We start from the raw sequence: 22,361 nt of genomic DNA, 5'->3' as shown, positions 1-22,361 counted from the left end.
GCGGAGGGTACGGCGTGATCGGCCGGACGGTCGAGGAACCGGCCCGCCGTCCCTGGCCGTTCGGCCGAGCCCCGGCCGTGAGCCTCAGAGGGCGAGCACCCGGGCGATGGTCCGCAGCACGCCGTCGTCGTTGTTGGACGGCGCGAGGTGGCGGGCCCGGCGGACCACCTCGGGGTGGGCGTTGGCCATGGCGAACGACCAGTCGGCGGCGTCCAGCATCTCCAGGTCGTTGAGGTAGTCGCCGAACACCATGGTCTGGGCGGGGGTGATGCCCAGCTCGGCCTGGAGCCGGCGCAGGGCCGCGCCCTTGTTGGCGGTGCGGTTCATGACGTCCACCCAGTGCTCGCCGGAGACGACGACCTGGTGGGTGCCGGCGAACGGCGCGAGCGCCGGGGCGGTGGTCTCCGCCGCGGACCCGAAGTCGAACAGGGCGACCTTGATGAACTCGTCGTCGACGGCGGTCAGGTCGTCGACGGTCTCGCACCGCAGGTAGTACCTGCGCACCTCGGCCAGGAAGGCGTCGTCGGCCCGCTCGACGTACGCGGACCGCTTCCCGCAGACGACGGCGCCCACGTCGACCCCGCCCGCGGCGAGGCGCCGTACGGCCGCCACCACCCGTGCGGCCACCCCCGGCTCCAGCGGATCGGAGCTCAGCTCCCGGCCGTCGCGCACCACAAGGGTGCCGTTCTCCGCTATGAACACCATTCCGTCCGCGACCTCGGCGAACTCCGCGGCCAGCGTGGCGTACTGGCGTCCGCTGGCCGGGCTGAACAGCACCCCGCGTTCCCGCAGCCGGGCCAGCGTGTCCCACAGGCCCACGGGCACCTTCTTGTCGTCGTCGAGCAGCGTGCCGTCCATGTCGGTGACGACGAGACGGATGTCGACGGGCCCGGCCGGGAGCTCGGGAGCGGTGGGGCGGGGGGCGTGCGAGTACGGCATGTCCTGCTTTTCTGTCGGGGCGACCGGATCGTCACCCTATCGGGGGACCCGGTGAAACCCGGGACAACGGTGATCATCCGGCGGCAGAATGGCAGCCGGAGGATCGGGCTCGACGAGGCGTGAGAAGGAGCGAGGGACGTGAGCGGGACACGGCTGGACACCAGCGTTGCGCACAACGCACGGGTGTGGAACTACTGGATCGGCGGCAAGGACAACTACGAGGTCGACCAGCGGGTCGGCGAGCACGTAGCCGGGATGTTCCCGCTGATCCGGGACATCGCCCGCGCGGACCGCTGGTTCCTGGGCCGGGCGGTGACGTTCCTCGCCGAGGAGCGCGGGGTGCGGCAGTTCCTGGACATCGGCACCGGACTGCCGACCGCCGACAACACCCACGAGATGGCACAGCGGATCGCGCCGGACTCGCGGATCGTGTACGTCGACAACGACCCGATCGTGCTGGCGCACGCCCGCACCCTGCTCACCGGCACCTCCGAGGGCGCCACCGACTACATCGACGCCGACGTCCACGACCCGGCCGCGATCCTCTCGCGGGCCGCCGGCACGCTCGACTTCGGCCGCCCCGTCGCGGTGATGATGCTGGGCATCCTCAACTTCGTCCTGGACTACGAGGAGGCCCGGAGCATCGTCCGCGACGTCATGGCCGAAATGCCCTCGGGCAGCTTCCTGGTCCTCACCCACCCGACGTACGACCCCGAGGTCGGCGGCGAGGGCCAGATCCCGGCGATGAAGTTCTGGAACGAGAACGCCACCCCGCCGATCACCGCCCGCGCCGGCACGGAGATAGCGGCGTTCTTCGAGGGCCTGGACCTGCTGGAGCCGGGTCTGGTGTCCTGCTCGCGCTGGCGCGACGAGGGCGATTCCGGCGCGGTGGTGCCGCAGTTGGGCGCGGTGGCCGTGAAACCCTGACGAAAGGCGCATCACTCCTGGAGGACGCATGACCACCTTTGCCGACCCCGTCCCCGGCGGACGTCCCGGAGACGTCGAGCGGGCGTCCGCGCTCGGCGGGGAGCTGTCCGGCAGAGGGGTGCACGGCATCGTCCTGTCCTACGTCGACACCGCGGGCGTCGGCCGGGTCAAGACGGTCCCGACGGCGGGACTGGCCTCGGCCGCGGCCTGGGGCGTCGGGATGTCCCCGGTGTTCGACACGTTCCTGGCGAACGACCACATCGTCACCACCGACACGCTTGGTTCCCCCGACGGCGATCTGCGGCTGTACCCCGACCTGGACGGGCTGGTGGTGCTGGCCGGGCAGCCGGGGTGGGCGTGGGCGCCGGTGGACCGCGTCACCCAGGACGGCGAACGGCATCCGGGCTGCTCCCGCACCTTCCTGCGCCGGATCGTCACCGACGCGGCCCGCGAGCACGGCCTCTCCTTCAAGGCGGGCATCGAGATCGAGTGGGCCGTCGGCCTGGACTCCGCGCCCGCCGGGGAGTTCGTGCCGGCGACGACCGGACCGGCGTACGGCGCGACCCGGCAGGTAGAGCTGAGCGAGTACACCGGCGACCTGATGGCCGCGTGCGCGGCGCAGGGCGTGCAGGTCGACCAGATCCATCCGGAGTACGCGCCCGGCCAGTTCGAGATCTCCGTGGGCGCCCTGGACCCGGTGGCGGCGGCCGACCACAGCGTCCTGGTCCGGCAGACCATCCGGGCGGTGGCCCGGCGCCACGGCCTGCGGGTCTCCTTCTCGCCCGCCGTCGCGGCGGAGGGCGTCGGCAACGGCGGGCACGTCCATCTGTCCGTCTGGCGCGGCGGTGTCAACCTGTTCGCCGGGGGCGAGCGACGGCACGGCCTCACGGCCGACGCGGAGGCCTTCACCGCCGGTGTGCTGGCCCGGCTTCCCGCGCTGACGGCGGTGACCGCGCCCAGCCCGGCGAGCTATCTGCGGCTCAAGCCCTCCCAGTGGGCGGGGGTGTTCACCGCGTGGGGCCTGGAGACCCGCGAGGCGGCGATCCGGCTGGTCCGGGGCACGGCGGGCCGGCGCTCGGAGCAGGCGAACCTGGAGGTGAAGCCCGTGGACCTGGCCGCCAACCCCTACCTCCTCCTCGGCTGTCTGATCGCCGCCGGCCTGGACGGGCTCGCGAAGGCCGCCGTCCTCCCCGGCGAGACCACCGGCGACCCGGCGCACCTCGGCACCGACGAGGCCCGGGCGAGGGAGGTCCGCAGGCTGCCGGCCTCGCTCACCGAGGCCCTCGCGGAGTTCCGGGCGGACGAACTGCTGCGGGCGGCGCTGGGCCCGGTCCTCACCGACGCGGTGACGGCCGTACGGCAGGGCGAGATCGACGCCGTGTACGGGCTGGACGACGAGCAGGTCGCCGCCGCCTACCGCTGGGCGTACTGAGATGGGCATTGGACCCGTCCACGAGGCGCTCGACGCGCTGGCGTTGGTGGACCACCACTGCCACGGGGTGGTCACCGGCCCCCTGGACCGGCCGGGTTTCGAGGCGCTGCTCACCGAGGGCGGGAGCTGGCCCGGCGTCTCCTCCTTCGACACCCCGGCGGGCGTGGCCGTGCGCCGGCACTGCGCGCCCCTGCTCGGCCTGGACCGGCACGCCCCCGCCGACGCCTATCTCGCCCGGCGCGCCGAACTGGGCCCGCGGGAGGTCGACCGGCGGTTCCTCGCGGCGGCCCGCACGGGCGTGTTCTGCGTGGACACCGGCTACACCCCGCACCCCCTCACCTCGCCCGCCGACCTGGCGACGGCGGGCGGCGGCGGCGCCCACGAGGTCGTACGGCTGGAGTCGGTGGCGGAGGCCGTGGCCGCGCGCGGTGTCGACGCGGGCGGGTACGCGGACGCGTTCCGGGCGGCCGCGCTGGACGCGGTGCGCCGGCCCGGGGTGGTCGGGGTGAAATCGGTGGCCGCCTACCGCACCGGCTTCGACCTGGACCCGGCCCGCCCCTCGGAGGCGGACGTCACCCGGGCGGCCCGGCGCTGGCTGGCGCGCGGCGGACGCCTCGACGCACCTGTCCTGGTACGTCATCTGCTCTGGACGGCCGTGGACCTGGGCCTCCCGCTCCAGCTGCACACCGGCTTCGGCGACAACGACATCCGGCTGCACCGGGTGGACCCCGCACATCTCACGGACTGGCTGCACCTGATCGCGGGCAGCATCCCCGTGCTGCTCCTGCACTGCTGGCCCTACCAGCGGCAGGCCGCCTACCTGGCGGCCGTGTTCGAGCAGGTGTACCTCGACGTGGGGCTCACCCTGCACCACGTCGGCCCGGTCCGGGCGCGGGCGGTGCTGGAGGAAGCGTTGGAGATCACACCGTTCCGCAAACTGCTGTACAGCTCTGACGCCTACGGTGTGTCGGAGTTCTACGCACTCGGTGCGCTGGCGTTCCGCCGGGGCCTCGGAGACCTCCTCCAGGACCGGGTGGACGCGGGCGAACTGGGCCTGCCCGACGCGCTGCGGCTGGCGCGCTGGGCCGGAGCGGACAACGCCCGCCGGGTCTACCGGCTTCCCGACGGACACTGAAAGTATGATCAAGCAATGTCAGATCTGACCGATACCACGCCCGGTTGGCTGAGCTCCGACGAGCTCGAGATGGCCCGCGCCCGGATGCCGATCCTGTACGTCGAGGCCGTGCCCGTGCGCGTCGACGACAGCGGCGAAGTCACCAGCATCGGCATGCTGCTGCGCATAGGACCGGACGGCAACGTCAGCCGGACCCTGGTCTCCGGCCGGGTCCTGCACCACGAGCGCGTCCGCGACGCCCTGCTGCGCCACCTGGAGAAGGACCTCGGCCCGGTGGCGCTGCCCCGTCTGCCGGCCTCCCTCCAGCCGTTCACGGTCGCGGAGTACTTCCCGACACAGGGCATCACGCCGTACCACGACCCCCGTCAGCACGCGGTGTCGCTGGCCTACATCGTGCCGGTGACCGGTGACTGCCAGCCCCGGCAGGACGCGCTGGACCTGGTGTGGTTCGACCCGCAGGAGGCGGCGTCGCCCGCGGTGCAGAGCGAGATGCCGGGCGGACACGGGTTCCTGCTCCGGCAGGCCCTGGCCCACGTCGGCCTCTCCGCCTCCTGACCGGGATGGATGCCCCGAGGCCCCGGCAGCGCCCCTGCACGCTCGTGGTGTGCAGGGGCTGCTGCTGCGGCGACGCCCGCAAACACCCCGGCCACGACCACGACCGGCAGCTGCGCCGGCTGATCGCGGCCGCCGCCGACTCCGCGGGCGCCTTCGAGGTCCGTACGACGGACTGTCTCGGCCCCTGCGATCAGGCCAATGTGATCGTCGTCGGGCCCTCCGCCGAAGGACGCCGGGCGGGCGGCCGGCCCGCCTGGGTCGGCTTCGCCATGGACGACGACTGCACGGACGAGGTCCTCCAGTGGGCGGGGTCCGGCGGCCCGGGCCTCGCCCCGCCACCGGTCACGCTGGAACTGCAGTTCATCGAGCCGCCGAGAAACGCGCGGGTCCGCAGTCGCCGTTAGCAACCACCGCCCGCGCTGAGCGAGTTGGGCTCGCGGATCTTGATGCCGTACGTTGGGCCGATGGGGGCGACGACACAAGAGCGGGCGCGGAAACGTTCCGGCGGGGCGGCCCGGTCCTCGGTGCTGATGGCACTGGGCACGGTGGTGTCCCGGGCGACCGGGCTGATCCGGATGGTGCTGCAGGCAGCCGCGCTGGGCACCGGACTCCTGGCGACCACGTACAACACCGCGAACACCGTGCCGACCAGCCTGTACACGCTGCTGATCGGCGGCGCGCTGAACTCGGTGCTGGTGCCGCAGCTGGTGCGGGCCCGCGCCACCCACCCGGACGGCGGCCTGGCCTATGAGCAGCGGCTGGTCACGCTGGTCGGGTCGGTGCTGGCCGTGGGCACCGCGCTGGCGGTGTGGGCGGCACCGCAGATCGTGAGCCTGTACCTGCGCGACACCCCGGACGACCACGAGGCGTACCGGCTGACGGTGGTCTTCGCCCGGTTCCTGCTCCCGCAGATCTTCTTCTACGGCCTGTTCAACATGTACGGGCAAGTCCTCAACGCCCGTGAGAAGTTCGGCGCGATGATGTGGACGCCGGTCCTCAACAACGTGGTCCTGATGGGCATGTTCGGGGCCTACCTCGGCCTGATGACCGTGCCCGAGCGGGTGGCGGACATCACCGACGCCCAGGTCAGGCTGCTCGGCATCGGCACGACGGCCGGGATCGCGGTGCAGGCGCTGGCGCTGGTGCCGTTCGCCCGTGCGGCCGGTTTCCGGCTGCGGCCGCGCTTCGACTGGCGGGGCTCGGGGCTGGGCTCCGGGGTGCACGCCGCGAAGTGGACCCTGCTGTTCGTCCTGACCAACCTGGTCGCGCTGACCGTGGTGACCAACTACGCGAACGCCGCCGACCAGGCGCTGCCGGACGCCGGCGCGGGCTACACCGCGTACTCGTACGCGCAGACGATGTGGATGCTGCCGCAGTCGGTGGTCACCGTCTCCCTGGTGACCGCGCTGCTGCCCCGGATGAGCCGGGCGGTGGCGGAGGGCCGGATCGGGGACCTGCGCGCGGATCTGTCCCGCGGGCTGCGGGTGAGCGGGGCCGTGATCGTCCCGGCGGCGTTCCTGTTCCTGGCGCTCGGTCCCCGTATCGCCACGCTGCTGTTCGCGCACGGTGCCGCCGACGCGGCCTCCGCACGGCCGCTCGGGTACATGCTCCAGGCGTTCGGCCTCGGTCTGATCCCGTTCTCGGCGCAGTACCTGCTGCTGCGCGGCTTCCACGCCTTCGGGGACACCCGGACGCCGTTCTTCCTGGCGGTGTGGATCTCGGCGGTGAACATCGTCCTGGCCACCGCCTGCCATCTGCTGCTTCCGGTCCGCTGGGCGGTGACCGGCATGGCCGGCGCCTACACGGTGTCGTACCTGGCCGGACTCCTCCTCACCGCTCGCCTGGTGCGGCGGCGGGTCGGCGGCCGGCTGGACGACGGGGCACTGCGCCGGACGTACACGCGGCTGATCGGCGCCGCGGTCCCGGCGGCGGCCCTCGGCTGGGCGGCCGACCGGGCCTGCGGGCAGTGGCTGGGCGCGGGGACCGTCGCGGTCGGTCTCGCGCTGACGGCCGGCTCCCTCGTGCTGGGCCTGGTCTTTCTCGGGCTGGCCCGGCTGCTCGGGGTCAGGGAGCTGCGGCGAGCGTCGTGAGGATCTCGGCGCAGATCGCGAGGGCCGTCTCGGCGGGTGTACGGGCGCCGAGGTCGAGGCCGATCGGCCCGTGCACGCGCCGCAGGTGCTCCTCGTCGAGGCCGGCGGCGCGGAGGGCGGCGGCACGGCGGTCCTGGGTGTGCCGGGAGCCCAGCGCGCCGACATAGGGCACGCCGGTGGTGAGCGCGGTGTACAGGGCGGGGACGTCGACGCCGGGTTCATGGCTGAGGACGACCAGGCAGAGGGCGGCGGGACGACCGGCGATCAATTCGCGCACCCGCTCGGACGACTCGGTCACCGTGGCCCGCCACCCGAGCAGCCCCGCCTGGGCGACGAGGAGGTCGGCGAGTTCGCCGCCGCCGACGACGAGCAGATGCGGGACGGCCGGGCAGCTCTCGACGAGGAGCGGTCCGGTGCCGGTGTCCAGCAGCTCACGCCCGGCCCGGTGGCGGGCGAGCAGCCGGCGGGCCGACTCGACGGCCCGCGGCGGGGTGGCGGGATCCGCCGCGGCCGGGGTCACCACCGTGCTCCGCGCACGGGTGCGCTCCCCGTCCAGCCGGGTGACGAGTGCGGCGTCGGCGCCCTCGGCCATCAGCTCCCACCAGCGGACCGGGATCGTGTGCAGCGCCTGCAGGAGGATCTCGGCCTGGCCGCCGCAGGTCAGCCCGGCCTCCTTGACGGCCTCGTCGTGCACCGCGACCGCCCGGATCCGGGCGGTGTGCCCGGCGGAGACGAGCGCGGCGGCCTCCTCGGCGAGCCGCCGGTCGGCCGCTCCCCGGTACAGGCTGCCCCGGCACTGTCCGCCCGGGCCGGCGTCGACGAGAAGCGCGTCCGCGGGCCGCTTGGGTCCAAAGCCCTTCTCGGTGACCGGCCGTGCGAGCACCGCCGTACGGCCTTCGCGGGCCCACTCGCGGGCCGTCCGTGCCAGCTCACGCATGCCCGTGACCTCCTCGCAGCCGCCTGCACATACGACGAAGGCCGCTTCCCCATCTCTGTGGAAACGGCCTGCCGACCTGCGGTGAAGCTGGTCGGGACGACAGGATTTGAACCTGCGACCCCTTGACCCCCAGTCAAGTGCGCTACCAAGCTGCGCCACGTCCCGATGCCCGCCTGACCTGGGGTTTCCCCTGGCCGAACGCGCATGGAAACAATACCGCACTCGGGTCGGTGGTCGCGCACCCGTTTATCGCCGTCATCCCTCCTGGGGCACTCCCAGCGCGGGATACGCCTCCAGCAGCCGGGTGGGGGCCGCCTGCCGCCAGGAGTCGGCGAGGATGTCGCGCAGCTCCTCCTCGCCCTCGATCGCGGACAGGCGGGCCCGCACCCAGGCGAACTGGGCCTCGTGGGAAGCGATCCAGAACTTGCCGGGCTCGGCGAGGACCAGTTCGTCGCGCTCCTCCTTGGGGCAGCGCACGGCGATGGACGTCTCGTCCTCGGGCAGGGTCGCGAACATCTTTCCCGCCACCCGGAAGGTGGGCATGTTCCAGGCGGTCTTCTCCGTCGTGTCCGGCAGGGAAAGCGCGATACGGCGTACGTCTTCGGCGTCGGGCATGCTTCGCACGGTAGCCGCTGCCACTGACAGTCACCCGGCCGCGATCCGTCTGTAGTACAGCGTGGTCGGGCGCAGGACCCCGGCCGGGTCGGTCGCGTAGTCGGGGATCACTCCGGCCCTGGTCCAGCCGGCCGTGCGGTAGAGGTGCTCGGCGGGGCTGTCGGTCTCGGTGTCCAGGTGGAGCAGGGTGACCCCGGCGGCGAGGGCGGCCCGCTCGGCGGTGGCGAGGAGCGAGCGGCCGAGGCCCCGGCCGCGGGCGTCGCGGTGGACCATCAGCTTGACGAGTTCGGCGCGGTGGCGGCTGTTCGGCTTGTCGGGGAAGGCCAGGCTGACGGTCCCGACGACCCGGTCCCCGTCGTGGGCCGCCCAGACGGCCAGCTGTCCGCGGGCCACCCCGGCGGCCCGCCCGCGCCACCAGGCGACGGCCTCGGCCCGGTCCAGGGGGGCGAGGAAGCCCACCGAGGCGCCCCCGTCCACCGTGTCGACCAGCAGATCCGCCAACTCCTCGACCCGGTCCCCGAGTTGCGCGGCGTCGAGACGGATCGTCGTCATGGCAGCACCACCGCCAGCACGTACCGTGCCTCCGTGTCGCCCGCGCACCGGAACCGGGTCGGCCCCCACACGCGCAGCCGCAGGCAGTCGCCGGTGTCCAGGTGATGTCCGACGTCCCCGTCCGTCACGTCGAGGGTGCCCGCCAGGACCCAGATGTGCTGTTCCAGTCCGGGGAGGGGCGGGCGGTCGTAGGCGATGTCGGCGCCGGCGGCGAGCCTGCCCTCGACCAGTTCGCCGCGCAGGCCGGGATGCGGCGGGGACACCGACCGCCGGACGAACCCGGAGCTCCTGTCCTCCCACACGGGCTGCTCGGCGGCGCGCAGGAGCGGCGCGGGATCCTCCTCGACCTCGCTGAGCAACCGGGACATGGTGCGTCCGTAGACCTGGCAGAGGCGGTTGAGCTGTGCGGCGGTGGGGCTGGTCTCCGCGCGTTCGGCCCGGGAGAGGGTGGAGCGGCTGATGCCGCTGCGCTCGGCCAGCTCGCCCAGGGACCAGCCGCGTTCGTCCCGCAGCTCGGCGAGCCTGAGGCCGAGGCGGATGTCCACTCTCTCCGACACATCTCCCTGTTTCATATTCGGGACGATATCCCAGATGTGAAACGGGGCGGCGAGGTCACACGGTCGCCGCCTCCCGCAGCGCGTCCAGCACCGGCCGGATCAGCGGATGCTCCTCCGCGCCCCGGCGTACGGCCGCGAAGACCCGGCGGGTCGGGGCGGACCCGTCTATCGGGCGGACGACCACGCCGCCGAGGTCCATGCCGCGCAGGGCCGAGCGCGGGACGAGGGCCACGCCCGCGTCGGCCGAGGCCAGGGCGACGACCGCGCGGAAGTCGTCCGAGGAGTGTTCCAGCCGGGGCTGGAAGCCCGCGTTCTCGCAGGCCAGGACGACCACGTCATGGCAGGGGTTGCCGGGATAGGGGCCGATCCAGGGGTCCTTGGCCAGCTCGGCGAGAGGCACCACGCCTGCGTCGGCGAGGCGGTGCGTCACCGGCACGACCGCGTCGAAGGGCTCGGCGTACAGCGGGATGTGCGCGAGCCGGGGGTCGTCGGCGGCCGGGGCGCCCCGGTACTCGACGGCCACGGCCACGTCGACCTGCCTGTCGAGGACCATCGGCAGGCTGGCGTCCCCCTCGGCGTCCTGGACGCGGATCCTTATCCCCGGCGCGGTGTGGGCGAGCCGGGCCACGGCGGGCGCGACGACCAGGGCGATGCCGGTGGCGAAGGCGGCGACGGTGACCGTGCCGGCCGCCCCCGAGCTGTAGGCGGCCAGTTCGGCCTCGGCCCGCTCCAGCTGGGCGAGGACCGCGTGGGTGTGGCCGAGCAGGATCTCGCCGGCCGGGGTGAGCCGTACGCCCTTGGCTCCGCGTTCGACCAGGCGGTGGCCGGTCTCCTGTTCCAGGGCGGAGAGCTGCTGGGAGACGGCGGAGGGGGTGAGATACAGCGCGGCGGCCGCCGCCGTCACGGTGCGGTGGTCGGCCACCGCACGCAGGATGTGGAGCCGCCGCGCTTCGATCACGGGATCGATTATTGCAATATGTCAGGCTTCCCTGTGCGCTTCCATCTGCGCCCGTGCCGCGACGAAGGCGTCCACGGCGCGGTTCACGTCGTCCGTGGAGTGCGCGGCGGACAGCTGGACGCGGATGCGGGCCCGGCCCTGCGGGACGACCGGGTAGGAGAAGCCGATCACGTACACCCCGCGCTCCAGCAGCAGTTCGGCCAGCCGGCCGGCCTTCGCCGCGTCGCCGATCATCACGGGGGCGATGGCGTGGTCGCCGGGGAGGACGTCGAAGCCCTCGTCCGTCATCCGGCGGCGGAACAGGGCGGTGTTCTCGGCGAGCCGGACCCGCAGGTCGTCCGCCGACTCCAGCAGGTCGATGACCTTCAGGGACGCCGCCGCGATCACCGGGGCGAGGGTGTTGGAGAAGAGGTACGGGCGGGAGCGCTGGCGCAGCAGGGCGACGATCTCGGCGCGGGCGGCGACATAGCCGCCGGAGGCGCCGCCGAGTGCCTTGCCGAGCGTGCCGGTGACGATGTCGACGCGGTCCATCACGCCGTGCAGTTCGGGGGTGCCGCGGCCGCCGGGGCCGACGAAGCCGACGGCGTGCGAGTCGTCGACCATGACCATCGCGTCGTAGCGGTCGGCGAGGTCGCAGATCTCGCGCAGGGGCGCCACATAGCCGTCCATGGAGAACACGCCGTCGGTGACGACCAGTCGGCGGCGGGCGTCGGACGCGTCCTTCAACTGCCGTTCCAGGTCCTCCAGATCGCGGTTGGCGTACCGGAAGCGGCGGGCCTTGGACAGCCGGATGCCGTCGATGATCGAGGCGTGGTTGAGGGCGTCGGAGATGACCGCGTCCTCGGGACCGAGGAGGGTCTCGAAGACCCCGCCGTTGGCGTCGAAGCAGGAGGAGTACAGGATCGTGTCCTCCTGGCCGAGGAAGGCCGAAAGACGGGCCTCCAGCTCCTTGTGCACCTCCTGCGTGCCGCAGATGAAGCGCACGGACGCCATGCCGTAGCCCCAGCGGTCCAGGGCCTCGTGGGCGGCGGCGATCACCTCGGGGTGGTCGGCGAGGCCGAGGTAGTTGTTGGCGCAGAAGTTGAGCACCTCGCCGGGGCGGCCGCCCGCGGTGACGGCGACCGTGGCGGACTGCGGGGTGCCGATGACGCGTTCGGGCTTGTGCAGTCCGGCGGCGCGGATCTCGTCGAGGGTGGCGCGCAGGTCGTCGCGCACGGAGTCGAACATGGTGAGTCCCTTGGGGGTCAGAGGGTCCAGTCGAGGATGACCTTGCCGCCGCGGCCGCTCGCGGCGTCGGCGAACGCCGCCTCGAAGTCGCGGTGGCCGTACCGGCCGGTGATCACGGGAGCGAGGTCGAGGCCGCCCTCCAGCAGCACCGACATGGCGTACCAGGTCTCGAACATCTCCCGGCCGTAGATGCCCTTGATGGTGATCATCGAGGTGACGATCCGGGACCAGTCGACGGGGAACTCCTCGGACGGCAGGCCGAGCATCGCGATCCGGCCGCCGTGGGTCATGTTGGCGATCATTTCGCGCACGGCTTCGGGGCGGCCGGACATCTCGAGTCCGATGTCGAAGCCCTCGCGCAGTCCCAACTCCCGCTGCCCGTCAGCGATCCGGGTCTGCGACACATTCAGGGCGAGGCTCACGCCGATCTTGCGGGCGAGTTCGAGACGCTCCTCGCTGACGTCGGTGATCACGACGTTGCGGGCGCCCGCGTGCCGGGCGACGGCGGCCGCCATGAGTCCGATCGGCCCGGCGCCCGTGATCAGCACGTCCTCGCCGACCAGCGGGAAGGACAGCGCGGTGTGCACGGCGTTGCCGAACGGGTCGAAGATCGCGGCGACGTCCAGGTCCACCGGCACCCGGTGCACCCACACGTTGGACGCGGGCAGCGCGACGTACTCCGCGAAGGCCCCGTCCCGCCCGACTCCGAGACCGACCGTGGCCCGGCACAGATGGCGGCGCCCGGCGAGACAGTTGCGGCACTTGCCGCACACGAGGTGTCCCTCACCGCTCACCCGGTCGCCGACCCCGATGTCGGTGACGTCCCGTCCCGTCCCGACGACCTCACCGACGAACTCGTGGCCGATGACGAGCGGGGTGCGGATCGTCTGCCGCGCCCAGCCGTCCCAGGCCCGGATGTGCAGGTCGGTGCCGCAGATACCGGTCCGCAGGACCTTGATCAGCACGTCGCCGGGCCCGACCTCGGGTTCCGGGACGTCCGCGAGCCACAGCCCGGGCTCCGCCTTCTCCTTGACCAGCGCCTTCAAGCTGCGGCTCCTGTGGTGAGGCCCCGAAGGCGCGCGGGCAGGCCGAAGCGCCCCGCTGCCGGGGAGGGTTGTGGATTCGTGCAGCAATCTGCCGCATCCCGCCCGCCCGGTCCATCGATCTTTTCTTAAGCGGAGCAACAGCTTTCCTTCACACCGTGCTCCGTCCGGGCTACGGCGGTGTCCGCGCCTCGAGCCGTACGACGAGGTCGGCGGCCGTCGCCTTGATGGTCTCCAGTCCGGCCTTCCCCCAGGGGCGGGGCGCGAAGTCGGCGACGCACACCGTGCCGAGGACCATGCCGGTGGTGTCGATCAGCGGGGCGCCGAGGTAGGAGCGGATGCCGTACTCGTCGACGACCGGGTTGCCGGCGAACCGCGGATAGTCGCCGACGTCCTCCAGGACCAGCGCCTTGCGCCGGGCGACGACGTGCGGGCAGTAGCCGTGGTCGCGGGGCAGCCGCCGGCCCACCTCGGGCTTGCCGCCCCGGGCGGCCCGTCCGCCCGCCGGGGTGTGCAGTCCGGCGAAGAACTGCCGCTGCGCGTCGAGGAAGTTGACCATGGCGTAGGGCGCGCCGGTCAGTTCGGCGAGGCGGTCGGCGAACGCGTCGAGGGCGGGCTCCGGCAGCTCCCCCAGGCCGAGCCCGCGCAGCCTCCGGGTGCGGGCGGGAGCATCGTCGTCCTCCGGTGTGAGCAGCAGGCGGCCGACCGGGCGCGGCGGGTCGTAGCTCATGGGCGTGCTCCCGGCCGTGTTCCCTCGCGGGGGGTGTCGGGGACCTCGTCCGTCATATGCGGCTCCATGGCGTGGGGTGCGGGGGTCACATGCGCGCGCCGGGGCTCGTCCGGGGTGCGGCCGGCGCGTGGGCGATCAGGTGCCGGACCAGGGTGAGCAGGGTCTGCACACCGGAGGCGGAGATCCTGGCGTCGCAGCGCACGACCGGGACCGCCGGGTCCAGGTCGATGGCGGCGCGCACCTCCTCGGGGTCGTAGCGGTGGGCGCCGTCGAACTCGTTGACGGCGATGATGAAGCCGAGGCCGCGTTCCTCGAAGAAGTCGACGGCCGCGAAGCACTCCTCGAGCCGGCGGGTGTCGGCGAGGATCACCGCGCCGAGCGCCCCTTCGGACAGCTCGTCCCACATGAACCAGAACCGCTCCTGTCCGGGAGTGCCGAACAGGTACAGCACGTGCTCCGCGTCGAGCGAGATACGGCCGAAGTCCATGGCGACGGTCGTCTCGACCTTGTTCTCGATGCCGTCCAGGTTGTCGGTCGCGGCTCCGACCGTGGTGAGCAGCTCCTCCGTGCTGAGCGGCGCGATCTCGCTCACGGCGCCGACGAAGGTCGTCTTGCCGACCCCGAACCCGCCCGCGACCAGGATCTTCAGCGCGGTCGGAAAGGGATCGGCACGGCCGTCGGCACAGGCCTCGTGAGCCTCGTGGGTGTCGTGGGCCTCGTGGGCTCCTGGCGACCCGGACGCGCCGTACGGGTCGTACGGGTCGTACTCGTCGCTGTCAGAGCTGTCGTCGTAGTCCATCGAGCACTGCCTCCAGTAGGGCCCGGTCGGTGGGGTTGTGGTGGAACTCGGGGGGCTTGGTGGTCAGGGCCCCGCAGTCGACGAGGTCCGAGAGCAGCACCTTGGTGACCGCGGCCGGCAGCTTCAGGTGGGCGGCCACCTCGGCGACCGGGACGGGGGCCCGGCACAGGTCGAGGGCCTGTGCGTGCTCGGGTCCGAGATAGCCGAGGGGGGTCGCCCCGGTGGCCATCACCTGGGACATGAGGTCGAGGGCGACGGTCGGTCTGGTGCGTCCGTTGCTGACCGTGAAGGGGCGCACCAGCCGCCCGGCCGCGTCGTCGAGCCAGGGCCCGTCGCCGGCCGTCACCACGCTCAAGGCCCCATCACCGACGGTTCGACGGCGTGCTGCCGGGGCGCGGTCGTCAGATACGGCCGGACGCTCTTCACGAGCATCGCCATCTCGTAGCCGAGCACGGCCGCGTCGGCCTCCCGACCGGCGAGCACGGCGAGACAGGTCCCGGATCCGGCGGTGGTCACGAACAGCAGCGTCGCGTCGAGTTCGACGACGACCTGCCGTACGTCCCCGCCGTCGCCGAAGCGGACACCCGCGCTGCGGCCGAGGGAGTACAGGCCGGAGGCGAGTGCCGCCATGTGGTCGGCGCTGTCGGGGTCGAGGCCGTGGACCGACTTCACCAGTCCGTCGCAGGAGAGCAGCACGGCGCTCGTGGTGTGCGGCACGCGCTGCACGAGGCCGCTCATCAGCCAGTCGAGATCGGATACATGGCCGGTCGGCGCTTCGCTCGCCATGGTGGATCGACTCCTTGGGGTACGAAGGTCTGCGGGAGCGCTGGGGGTGGGGGAACCGCTCATCCCGCGGACGCGCTCCCGTCGGGGCGGGGGGTGTGGTGGCCGGAACCGGGACCGGTCGCCGGCTCGGCCGGGTCGTCCCGCACGCCGTACGCCCGGGGGGAGGGCGTGTGCGCGGGCGGCGCGTCGGATATGCGGGACGGGGGGACGGGGGCCGCGTACGGGGTGTACGAGGCGTGCGGGGCCCCGTCGTAGGCGGCCGCCGGGTCCGGCGCCGACGGGGCCGGATGCGGGGCGGGATGCGGGGCGGGAGCCGCCGGAGCCGGGCCCGTCGGATCCGGGTGCGGGGCCGGGGCCGGGGAGTCCGCGGGTCGGTCCGCGGGCCGGCCGCCCCGGGTGTGGTCCGAGACGGGCGGTGCCGGGTCCGTGGCCCGGGGCGTGCGGCGGGGCAGGCCGAAGGGGTCGGGCGCCGGGTAGGAGCTGCTCTCCAGGGCCTCCCACTCCGGGAGCGGGGCCGATTCCCGGCCCTCGGCCTCCAGGCTCTGCCGGGTCTCGGCGAGGCCGATTCCCCGCTGGAAGGCGGCCATCAGACCGGGGTCGTGACCGGCGGGCTGTTCGGCGTCCGGGCGGGGGGCCGGGCCGCCGCGCAGCTGGGGCGCGATGTGCTCCTGGGCGCGGCGGCGCGGCAGCTGCGGCTTGCCCATCGTGCCGCGGACGGCGCTCGAGCGGGGCACGGGTGCGATGCCCGCGTGGTCCTCCACGACGGCCCGGTCTCCCGGCCGGATACCGGGCACGGCCTCTGCCGGGTTGGCGCGGTCCTCCCGGGCGCCGCGCAAGGGCAGCGGGGCCGGACCGTGGCCGCCCGCCCCCGGCAGCCCCTCCGGAGCCGGGGGCTGCTGCGGTCCCGTACCCGCGGCGGACGTCTCCCGGCCGCCGGGCCCCGCGGCCCGCTCCTGCGCGGCCGGTCCGCGGCCATGGCGTGAGCCGGGCCCGGGTTCCCCCGAGGTGTGCCGGGTCCGCGACGGATCCGGCAGCGGGCCGGAACCGGTGGCGTTCCGCGCCCCTGGCGGCGGCCCCGGCGGCCGGCCGCCGACGCCCGCGACGTCCTGCCGCCCGGCCGGCCGTCGGTGGCCGGTGTCCTGGAGCCCGGCCGCGGCCGCCTCCGGCCCTCGTCCCGGGTCCGGCACGGTGCCGGGCGCGAGCGGCGCCTGCGGGGTGGCCGGGACGTCTGCGGTGAAGGGGTCCTGTCGCACCGGTACGGCCCCGGGGGCGTTTCCGAGCAGCGCCTGCGGCACGACCAGGACCGCCTGGACGCCGCCGTAGATGTTGGAATGCAGACGGACCCGGATGCCGTGCCGTCGGGCCAGCTGGGAGACGACGAAGAGTCCGATGCGGCCGTCGGCCAGCAGGCGGCCCACGTTGACCTGGTCGGGGTCGGCGAGCAGGGCGTTCATCCGGCTCTGCTCCTCGACGGGCATGCCGAGGCCGCGGTCCTCGACCTCGACGGCGAGCCCGGAGGTGACGAGGCCCGCGCGCAGCAGCACCTGGGTGTGCGGGGCGGAGAACACCGTGGCGTTCTCCACGAGTTCGGCGAGCAGGTGGATGACGTCGGCGACGGCGTGCCCGCGCAGCTCGCCGTCGATCGGCGGGACCAGCTTGACCCGGGAGTACTGCTCGACCTCGGCGATGGCGGCGCGCAGCACCTCCGTCATGGAGACCGGGTTGCTCCACTGGCGTCGGGAGACCGCGCCGCCGAGGACCGCGAGGTTCTCGGCGTGGCGGCGGATGCGGGTGGCGAGGTGGTCGACGTGGAAGAGGCCCTTGAGGAGCTCGGGGTCCTCGATCTCGCTCTCCAGCTCGTCGAGGATCGAGATCTCCCGGTGCACCAGGGACTGAAGCCTGCGCGCGAGGTTGACGAAGACCTCGAGCTTCTGCTCGCTGCCGGCCTGGCTGGACAGCTGGGACGCCTGCACCACGGCGGTGAGCGCGCCGTCGTGCGCACGGGCGAGGTCCGCGGCGAGCAGCTCGAAGTCGTCGGCGTCCCCGGGCGGCCCGCCGCGCGACTTGCGCGCGGGCGGGACCTCGCCGCGGCGCAGGGTCTCGACGATCGCGCGCAGGTCGGCCTCCCCGCGCGCGCTGCTGCGCCGCAGCGCGGCGACGCGCTCGCTGACGGAGCGGGCGGCGCGGTCGGCCGCCACGGCCGCGACCAGGATGCCCACGCCGGTCACGGCCACCGCGCCGGCCAGTACGGCCCACAGGACGGGTCCGGGCCGGGTGCCGGTGGAACGCACGGTGAACAGGACGACCGCGCAGGCGCTGAGGGCGACCGCGGTCGGCGGGAGCACGGCGAGCCGCAGCAGCTGGGGCCGTATGGGCGTCTCGGCGGGCGCGGGTTGCGTGCGGGCTACCGGCCGTCCGTGCCGCCCGCCCTCACGGCGGTCTGCGCGTGCGGCCGGTGCGCGGAGGTGAGACATCGGTGTCCTCGTCCTGGGTTTCCGGGTGTCCGGCGTGTCCGGGGTGTCCTGGTCCGTCGGGCCTGGCCTGGTGGTCGGTCGGGAGCCGAGGAATTCGAACCTCACGCCACCCGACGGACACTCACAGTAGTCGTCAACCTGTCAGGTGCGGTGGGCAGTTGACAAAGTCCCCCAGCGGGCGTCCCGCTCTGGTATGAGCCTTCGTACGGCAGACCGATAAGAGCGCGAGGTCCGGGACACGACTCGGAAAGGAAACGATCATTCCAGGTCACGGGTGGTCCAAAACAGACGGCGAGGGTCGGGGAGCAGGACGCTCCCCGACCCTCGCCGTTGTCCGGCCGATCGCTTCCGGTCAGCCCGCCGGAACCGCCTCCGGCTCCTCGCCGCCCTCGGCGGCACCCTTCGGAATGTCACTCTCGGTATCGGCCTTGGCCTGCACCACGGTGTCCCCCAGGGGCCGCCAGCCGCCGGCCGGGGCCAGGGCCGCACCGCGCCACCAGGGCTCGCCCGGGACACTCTCACCCTCGGGCTCGAAAGGCTCACCCGGACGGGGCAGCGCGACCTGCGCCCCGACCGCCTGCCCGGCGGCCAGGGTGCCCTCGCCCGGGTCGGTCCACCCGTGCGTGGCGAGGTTGAAGGTGGCCCAGTGGATCGGCAGCAGCACCCCGGCGGGGCCGCTCTGGAGGTCGAGGTGGGCGCGCACGCCCTCCTCCGGTGTCATGTGGATGTCGGGCCAGAAGTCCGAGTACGCCCCGATCTGGATCATCGTCGCGTCGAACGGGCCGTGCTCGGCGCCGATGTCCTTGAAACCCTCGAAGTAGCCGGTGTCGCCGCTGTGGTAGATCCGGTGCTCCTCGCCGGCGACGGCCCAGGAGGCCCACAGGGTGTGCTGGGTGTTGCGCAGTCCCCGGCCGCAGAAGTGGCGGGCCGGGGTGGCGGTGAGGGTGAGTCCGCCGACCTTGGTCGCCTCGTGCCAGTCCAGCTCGCGCAGCCGGTCCGCGGACACGCCCCAGTGCTCGAGGTGGGCGCCGACGCCCAGCGGCACCGCGAACAGGGTGTCCGTGCCGGCCAGCGCCTTGATCGTGGGCATGTCCAGGTGGTCGTAGTGGTCGTGGGAGATGACGACGACGTCGACCGGGCCCAGCGCGGCCAGCGGCAGCGGGACGGGGTGCAGCCGCTTGGGCCCCGCGAAGGAGAACGGGGAGCAGCGCTCACCCCACACCGGGTCGAAGAGGACCCGCCGCCCGTCGATCTCGGCGAGCACGCTGGAGTGCCCCATCCAGGTCAGGCGCAGTCCCGTGACCGGCGGCCGGGACAGGTCGGCGAGGGTGGTGGCGTGCACCGGGACCGTGCCCGCGGGAGCACGGCGGGGGCGCTGTTCCTTGTCGAAGAAGACCTTGGCGAAGTCGAGCGTCGAACCCGAGGGACGGGTGCGCGCAGGGCCGCCGGGGTTCTGGAAGACCCCGTCCTTGAAGTGGGGCGATCTGCGGATGCGCGCCAGGCGCTCACCGCTCGGATCCGCGCCGAAGGCCTCGGGCTGCAAGGCGCGGAGCCCGGAGCTCAGGGTACGGAAACCGGACACGGTACCTCCAGGTGGAGTCGCTGAGGAATTCCATTATGGTCGCCCCCTCCGACAACGCGTTGACAGCCCTCGCCCCGGCTCCCGATACTGACCTACCGTTCAGTAAGCTTCGTGATCGCCCTGCGCGAGGAGTCCGCATGACCGACGCCCCCCTGTTGTCCCTCACCTGGACGGACGACGTCACCGGCCGACAGGGCTTCCTGGTCGTCGACCGGCTCGTGCGCGGGGTGTGCAGCGGCGGTCTGCGGATGCGGGAGGGCTGCACCCTGGACGAGGTGACGGGCCTCGCGCGCGGGATGAGCCTCAAGGAGGCGCTGCACTACGACCCGCGGGCACGCTACGTCCCCCTGGGCGGCGCCAAGGGCGGCATCGACTGCGACCCGCGGGACCCGGAGGCGTACGGCCTCCTGGTCCGCTATCTGCGCGCGGTGCGGCCGTACGTGGAGAGTTGCTGGACCACCGGCGAGGACCTGGGGCTGACCCAGGACCTGGTGGACCGGGCCGCGGCGGAGGCGGGCCTGGTGTCGTCCGTGCAGGCCGTCTACCCGCTGCTCGACGACGAGGCGGCGGCCCGCGCGCGACTCGCGGACGCCTTCGCGGTCGAGGTGGACGGCATCGGACTGGACGAGCTGGTCGGCGGGTGCGGGGTCGCCGAGTCGGTGCTGACGGCCCTGGACCGGGCCGGGGTGCCGTACACCGGGACGCGGGTGGCGCTCCAGGGGCTCGGCACCATGGGCGGGGCCACGGCACGCTTCCTCGCGCGCGCGGGGCTCACGGTCGTGGCCGTCGCCGACGTCAAGGGCACGATCGCCAACCCCGACGGGCTCGACGTGGAGGCCCTGTTGGCCGCCCGGGACGGCCACGGCACCGTGGACCGCGGCGTCCTGCGCCCCGGCGACCGCGAGCTGCCGGGTGACGCCTGGCCGGCGGTGGAGGCGGAGGTGCTGGTGCCGGCGGCCGTGTCGTACGCGATCGGGGTGGAGGAGCAGCGGCGGATCACGGCCCGCTGGATCGCGGAGGCGGCCAACATGCCGGTCCTGCCGGAGGCGGAGCGGCTGCTCCACGCGCGCGGGGTGAGCGTCCTGCCGGACGTCGTCGTCAACTCGGGGACGAACGCCTGGTGGTGGTGGACGCTGTTCGGCGACATCGGCGCGGACGCGGACGAGGCGTTCGCGTACACGCGCCGCGCGATGCGTGCCCTGGTGGAGCTGGTCCTGACGCGGGCGGAGGCGGACGGCACGACCCCGCGGGCCGCCGCGCACGCGCTCGCCGAGGAGCGGCTGCCGGTGATCGCGGAGCGCTTCGGCCGCCACCGCTGAGCGCGTCGGCGCAGCTCGGGGTGGCTGTAGGGTGACGGCGTGGCGAGGGTCCGGTTGAGCGTGGCCGAGCGGCGCGAGGAGTTGCTGAGGGCCGCCATCGAGCAGATCGAGGCGCGGGGCGTGGCGGCGGTCAGGATCGCCGACGTGGCCGCGACGCTCGGCGTGAGCAACGCCCTTGTCCTCTACCACTTCTCCACCAAGGAGAAGCTGGTCGCCGCGGCCTTCGCGTACGCCGCCGGGGACGACCTCGCGCGTCTGCGCAGACTCCTCGGCCGCCGTACGACGGCGCTGCGCCGTCTGCGGTCGGCCGTGCGCTGGTACGCGCCGACGGGCCAGGCCAAGGGCTGGCGGCTGTGGATCGAGGGCTGGGCGGTGTCGCTGCGCGAGCCCGCCCTGCGGGAGGTGGCCCGGGACCTCGACCGGAAGTGGAAGGCGGCGCTGGCCGAGGTGATCGCCGAGGGAGTGGCGGCGGGCGAGTTCACCTGCCCGGACCCGCCCGCCACGGCCCTGCGTCTGACGGCTCTCCTGGACGGCCTCGCCGTACAGCTGACGTCGTACCAGGGCGGGGTGTCCCGGGCGAGAGCCCAGGAGTGGGTGGACGCGGCGCTCGCGAGGGAACTCGGCCTGGGGCGACTCTCCGAGGCCGGTCCGCATCACCCCAGCCCGTCCGGCGTTTGAGGACGAGGCCCTTTGCGGGCCGAAAGGGAGGTCTGGGGGCGCAGCCCCCAGGGTGGGGGCGGGGGAAGCCGCCCCCACCCCCGTTCACGCCACCGCGGCGATCCGCATCCGGATGTCCTCCGGCGACAAGGCGCCCTTGGCGGTCACATGGTCACCGGACGACTCCCCGCGCAGCCGCCGCCCGATCCACGGCACGAGATACTCCCGCGCCCAGTGGACGTCGTCCCTGCGCACCTCGAGCGTGCCGCGGGGCGGCAGCACCGGCCAGGGCTGCTCGGGGTCGGCCGGCACCGGGAGCCCCAGGACCTGCCCGGCCCGCAGCGCCACCCGCGTGTGCCCCTCCGGGGACAGGTGGAGCCGGTCGTCGTCCCAGGCCCTGCGGTCCTGCACGGACCGCAGGGACCACAGGTCGAGGACGGGACAGCCGTACCGGTCGGCGACGGCCCGCACATGTCCGTTGTAGGTCGCGATCTTCCCGCGCAGATGCTTGAGCACGGGAACGCCGCGGGTGTCGAAGCCCGTCGTCACCATGACCGTGCCGGCGACGGCGGACAGTGAGGCGACCGCGCGCTCGAAGCGCTCGGCGACCTCGTCGGGGTCGGTGCCGGGACGGAGGATGTCGTTGCCGCCCGCGCAGAAGGAGACCAGGTCCGGGGCGAGCTCCACCGCCTGCGGAAGCTGGTCCTCCATGATCTGGTCGAGCAGTTTCCCGCGCACCGCCAGGTTGGTGTACTCGAAGTCGCCTTCGGGCCGGCGGTCCGCGAGCAGTACCGCGAACCGGTCGGCCCAGCCGACGAACGCCCCGTCGGGGCCGGGGTCGCCGACGCCCTCGGTGAAGCTGTCCCCCACCGCCACGTACGACCCGATCACTGATCTGTTGTCATTCTTCGAATCGTCTGCCACAGCAGATCATCATTCACCTTCGAATGTGACTTACGCGATCGTAGGAAGGGGTTGACGGGCGGTGAGATAAGCCACTGCTAAAGAGTTGGCCAATCAGGGAATAGGAGACCGTACGCGGAAGTT

Annotated in this window: 23 protein-coding genes and 1 tRNA gene; 8 read left to right on the top strand and 16 right to left on the bottom strand. The window is 73.3% G+C overall.

Annotated elements, in window-relative coordinates:
* Positions 1-84: 84 nt before the first annotated feature.
* On the bottom strand, positions 85-939 hold the full coding sequence (locus tag ABT057_RS12315; RefSeq protein ID WP_352342621.1) for a Cof-type HAD-IIB family hydrolase: 855 nt from the start codon (positions 937-939) through the stop codon (positions 85-87).
* A gap of 138 nt (positions 940-1,077) precedes the next feature.
* Here ABT057_RS12315 and ABT057_RS12310 point away from each other — a divergent pair, with 138 nt between their 5' ends.
* The 6 genes from ABT057_RS12310 (at position 1,078) to murJ (ending at position 7,078) form a co-directional block, all read left to right on the top strand.
* Positions 1,078-1,866 carry an SAM-dependent methyltransferase gene (locus ABT057_RS12310; protein WP_352342620.1) on the top strand — a complete coding sequence of 263 codons (789 nt, stop codon included), beginning with the start codon at positions 1,078-1,080 and terminating at the stop codon, positions 1,864-1,866.
* Between the two features lie 28 nt (positions 1,867-1,894).
* On the top strand, positions 1,895-3,298 hold the full coding sequence (locus tag ABT057_RS12305) for a glutamine synthetase family protein (protein WP_352342619.1): 1,404 nt from the start codon (positions 1,895-1,897) through the stop codon (positions 3,296-3,298).
* 1 nt (position 3,299) lies between these two features.
* A complete protein-coding gene (locus tag ABT057_RS12300; protein WP_352342618.1) occupies positions 3,300-4,433 on the top strand; it encodes an amidohydrolase family protein in 1,134 nt (377 codons plus the stop codon).
* Positions 4,434-4,448: 15 nt separating this feature from the next.
* Positions 4,449-4,988, top strand: a complete 540-nt coding sequence (locus ABT057_RS12295; protein WP_352342617.1) for an NUDIX hydrolase family protein — start codon at positions 4,449-4,451, stop codon at positions 4,986-4,988.
* 5 nt (positions 4,989-4,993) lie between these two features.
* On the top strand, positions 4,994-5,392 hold the full coding sequence (locus ABT057_RS12290; protein WP_352342615.1) for a (2Fe-2S) ferredoxin domain-containing protein: 399 nt from the start codon (positions 4,994-4,996) through the stop codon (positions 5,390-5,392).
* Positions 5,393-5,518: 126 nt separating this feature from the next.
* On the top strand, positions 5,519-7,078 hold the full coding sequence (gene murJ, locus ABT057_RS12285; RefSeq protein ID WP_352342862.1) for a murein biosynthesis integral membrane protein MurJ: 1,560 nt from the start codon (positions 5,519-5,521) through the stop codon (positions 7,076-7,078).
* On the opposite strand, the gene ABT057_RS12280 is transcribed toward murJ, so the two are convergent.
* The 14 genes from ABT057_RS12280 to ABT057_RS12215 all read right to left on the bottom strand — a co-directional run bounded on the left by ABT057_RS12280 (position 7,053) and on the right by ABT057_RS12215 (position 19,338).
* Entirely contained in the window at positions 7,053-8,015 is a 963-nt protein-coding gene (locus tag ABT057_RS12280; protein WP_352342613.1) for an XdhC family protein, read from the bottom strand. The genes murJ and ABT057_RS12280 overlap by 26 nt on opposite strands.
* Before the next feature lie 88 nt (positions 8,016-8,103).
* A tRNA-Pro gene (locus ABT057_RS12275) sits at positions 8,104-8,180 on the bottom strand.
* Positions 8,181-8,270: 90 nt separating this feature from the next.
* The gene (locus tag ABT057_RS12270; protein WP_352342612.1) at positions 8,271-8,630 is read right to left on the bottom strand and encodes an MmcQ/YjbR family DNA-binding protein; all 360 of its coding nucleotides are present in this window, start codon (positions 8,628-8,630) and stop codon (positions 8,271-8,273) included.
* A gap of 30 nt (positions 8,631-8,660) precedes the next feature.
* Positions 8,661-9,182 carry a GNAT family N-acetyltransferase gene (locus tag ABT057_RS12265; protein WP_352342610.1) on the bottom strand — a complete coding sequence of 174 codons (522 nt, stop codon included), beginning with the start codon at positions 9,180-9,182 and terminating at the stop codon, positions 8,661-8,663.
* Positions 9,179-9,754 (bottom strand): helix-turn-helix domain-containing protein, encoded by a 576-nt coding sequence (locus tag ABT057_RS12260; protein WP_352342609.1) that lies wholly within the window; start codon positions 9,752-9,754, stop codon positions 9,179-9,181. The genes ABT057_RS12265 and ABT057_RS12260 overlap by 4 nt, the downstream gene beginning before the upstream one ends.
* A 40-nt stretch (positions 9,755-9,794) precedes the next feature.
* Positions 9,795-10,697: a LysR family transcriptional regulator gene (locus ABT057_RS12255; RefSeq protein ID WP_352342607.1), complete on the bottom strand. Its 903-nt coding sequence runs from the start codon at positions 10,695-10,697 to the stop codon at positions 9,795-9,797.
* Positions 10,698-10,718: 21 nt separating this feature from the next.
* The gene (locus ABT057_RS12250) at positions 10,719-11,924 is read right to left on the bottom strand and encodes a glycine C-acetyltransferase (protein ID WP_352342605.1); all 1,206 of its coding nucleotides are present in this window, start codon (positions 11,922-11,924) and stop codon (positions 10,719-10,721) included.
* A 17-nt stretch (positions 11,925-11,941) separates the two neighbouring features.
* Positions 11,942-12,970 (bottom strand): L-threonine 3-dehydrogenase, encoded by a 1,029-nt coding sequence (gene tdh, locus ABT057_RS12245; RefSeq protein ID WP_352342603.1) that lies wholly within the window; start codon positions 12,968-12,970, stop codon positions 11,942-11,944.
* Positions 12,971-13,139: 169 nt separating this feature from the next.
* The gene (locus ABT057_RS12240) at positions 13,140-13,697 is read right to left on the bottom strand and encodes a GAF domain-containing protein (protein WP_352342602.1); all 558 of its coding nucleotides are present in this window, start codon (positions 13,695-13,697) and stop codon (positions 13,140-13,142) included.
* Between the two features lie 85 nt (positions 13,698-13,782).
* Positions 13,783-14,496, bottom strand: coding sequence for a GTP-binding protein (locus ABT057_RS12235; RefSeq protein WP_352342601.1), 714 nt, complete (start codon positions 14,494-14,496; stop codon positions 13,783-13,785).
* Positions 14,474-14,845 carry a DUF742 domain-containing protein gene (locus ABT057_RS12230; RefSeq protein WP_352342861.1) on the bottom strand — a complete coding sequence of 124 codons (372 nt, stop codon included), beginning with the start codon at positions 14,843-14,845 and terminating at the stop codon, positions 14,474-14,476. Before ABT057_RS12230 ends, ABT057_RS12235 begins: the two co-directional genes overlap by 23 nt.
* A 2-nt stretch (positions 14,846-14,847) precedes the next feature.
* Positions 14,848-15,282, bottom strand: a complete 435-nt coding sequence (locus tag ABT057_RS12225) for a roadblock/LC7 domain-containing protein (RefSeq protein WP_352342599.1) — start codon at positions 15,280-15,282, stop codon at positions 14,848-14,850.
* Between the two features lie 59 nt (positions 15,283-15,341).
* Positions 15,342-17,756, bottom strand: a complete 2,415-nt coding sequence (locus tag ABT057_RS12220) for a sensor histidine kinase (RefSeq protein WP_352342598.1) — start codon at positions 17,754-17,756, stop codon at positions 15,342-15,344.
* A 352-nt stretch (positions 17,757-18,108) separates the two neighbouring features.
* Positions 18,109-19,338 carry an MBL fold metallo-hydrolase gene (locus ABT057_RS12215; protein ID WP_352342597.1) on the bottom strand — a complete coding sequence of 410 codons (1,230 nt, stop codon included), beginning with the start codon at positions 19,336-19,338 and terminating at the stop codon, positions 18,109-18,111.
* Positions 19,339-19,475: 137 nt separating this feature from the next.
* Between ABT057_RS12215 and ABT057_RS12210 the strand changes: the two genes are divergently transcribed.
* Both ABT057_RS12210 and ABT057_RS12205 read left to right on the top strand, forming a co-directional pair.
* Entirely contained in the window at positions 19,476-20,657 is a 1,182-nt protein-coding gene (locus ABT057_RS12210) for a glutamate dehydrogenase (protein ID WP_352342595.1), read from the top strand.
* Between the two features lie 39 nt (positions 20,658-20,696).
* On the top strand, positions 20,697-21,335 hold the full coding sequence (locus ABT057_RS12205; RefSeq protein ID WP_352342593.1) for a TetR/AcrR family transcriptional regulator: 639 nt from the start codon (positions 20,697-20,699) through the stop codon (positions 21,333-21,335).
* 84 nt (positions 21,336-21,419) lie between these two features.
* Here ABT057_RS12205 and ABT057_RS12200 read toward each other — a convergent pair whose 3' ends face one another.
* Positions 21,420-22,205, bottom strand: a complete 786-nt coding sequence (locus tag ABT057_RS12200) for an SGNH/GDSL hydrolase family protein (RefSeq protein WP_352342591.1) — start codon at positions 22,203-22,205, stop codon at positions 21,420-21,422.
* Positions 22,206-22,361: the final 156 nt, after the last annotated feature.

The sequence above is a fragment of the Streptomyces sp. NPDC002588 genome, from assembly GCF_040295925.1.
In the GTDB taxonomy this organism is placed as follows: Bacteria; Actinomycetota; Actinomycetes; order Streptomycetales; family Streptomycetaceae; genus Streptomyces.
This window is presented reverse-complemented; position numbering and strand designations above follow the sequence as displayed.

Bases quoted from the DNA above. Each gene is read 5' to 3' on its own strand.
- ABT057_RS12305 (WP_352342619.1), top strand. From the start codon at position 1,895: ATGACCACCTTTGCCGACCCCGTCCCCGGCGGACGTCCCGGAGACGTC.
- ABT057_RS12300 (WP_352342618.1), top strand. From the start codon at position 3,300: ATGGGCATTGGACCCGTCCACGAGGCGCTCGACGCGCTGGCGTTGGTG.
- ABT057_RS12235 (WP_352342601.1), bottom strand. From the start codon at position 14,496: ATGGACTACGACGACAGCTCTGACAGCGACGAGTACGACCCGTACGAC.
- ABT057_RS12210 (WP_352342595.1), top strand. From the start codon at position 19,476: ATGACCGACGCCCCCCTGTTGTCCCTCACCTGGACGGACGACGTCACC.
- ABT057_RS12240 (WP_352342602.1), bottom strand. From the start codon at position 13,697: ATGAGCTACGACCCGCCGCGCCCGGTCGGCCGCCTGCTGCTCACACCG.
- ABT057_RS12265 (WP_352342610.1), bottom strand. From the start codon at position 9,182: ATGACGACGATCCGTCTCGACGCCGCGCAACTCGGGGACCGGGTCGAG.
- ABT057_RS12295 (WP_352342617.1), top strand. From the start codon at position 4,449: ATGTCAGATCTGACCGATACCACGCCCGGTTGGCTGAGCTCCGACGAG.
- ABT057_RS12315 (WP_352342621.1), bottom strand. From the start codon at position 939: ATGCCGTACTCGCACGCCCCCCGCCCCACCGCTCCCGAGCTCCCGGCC.
- ABT057_RS12220 (WP_352342598.1), bottom strand. From the start codon at position 17,756: ATGTCTCACCTCCGCGCACCGGCCGCACGCGCAGACCGCCGTGAGGGC.
- ABT057_RS12280 (WP_352342613.1), bottom strand. From the start codon at position 8,015: ATGCGTGAGCTGGCACGGACGGCCCGCGAGTGGGCCCGCGAAGGCCGT.
- ABT057_RS12250 (WP_352342605.1), bottom strand. From the start codon at position 11,924: ATGTTCGACTCCGTGCGCGACGACCTGCGCGCCACCCTCGACGAGATC.
- ABT057_RS12225 (WP_352342599.1), bottom strand. From the start codon at position 15,282: ATGGCGAGCGAAGCGCCGACCGGCCATGTATCCGATCTCGACTGGCTG.
- ABT057_RS12290 (WP_352342615.1), top strand. From the start codon at position 4,994: ATGGATGCCCCGAGGCCCCGGCAGCGCCCCTGCACGCTCGTGGTGTGC.
- ABT057_RS12260 (WP_352342609.1), bottom strand. From the start codon at position 9,754: ATGAAACAGGGAGATGTGTCGGAGAGAGTGGACATCCGCCTCGGCCTC.
- murJ (WP_352342862.1), top strand. From the start codon at position 5,519: ATGGCACTGGGCACGGTGGTGTCCCGGGCGACCGGGCTGATCCGGATG.
- ABT057_RS12270 (WP_352342612.1), bottom strand. From the start codon at position 8,630: ATGCCCGACGCCGAAGACGTACGCCGTATCGCGCTTTCCCTGCCGGAC.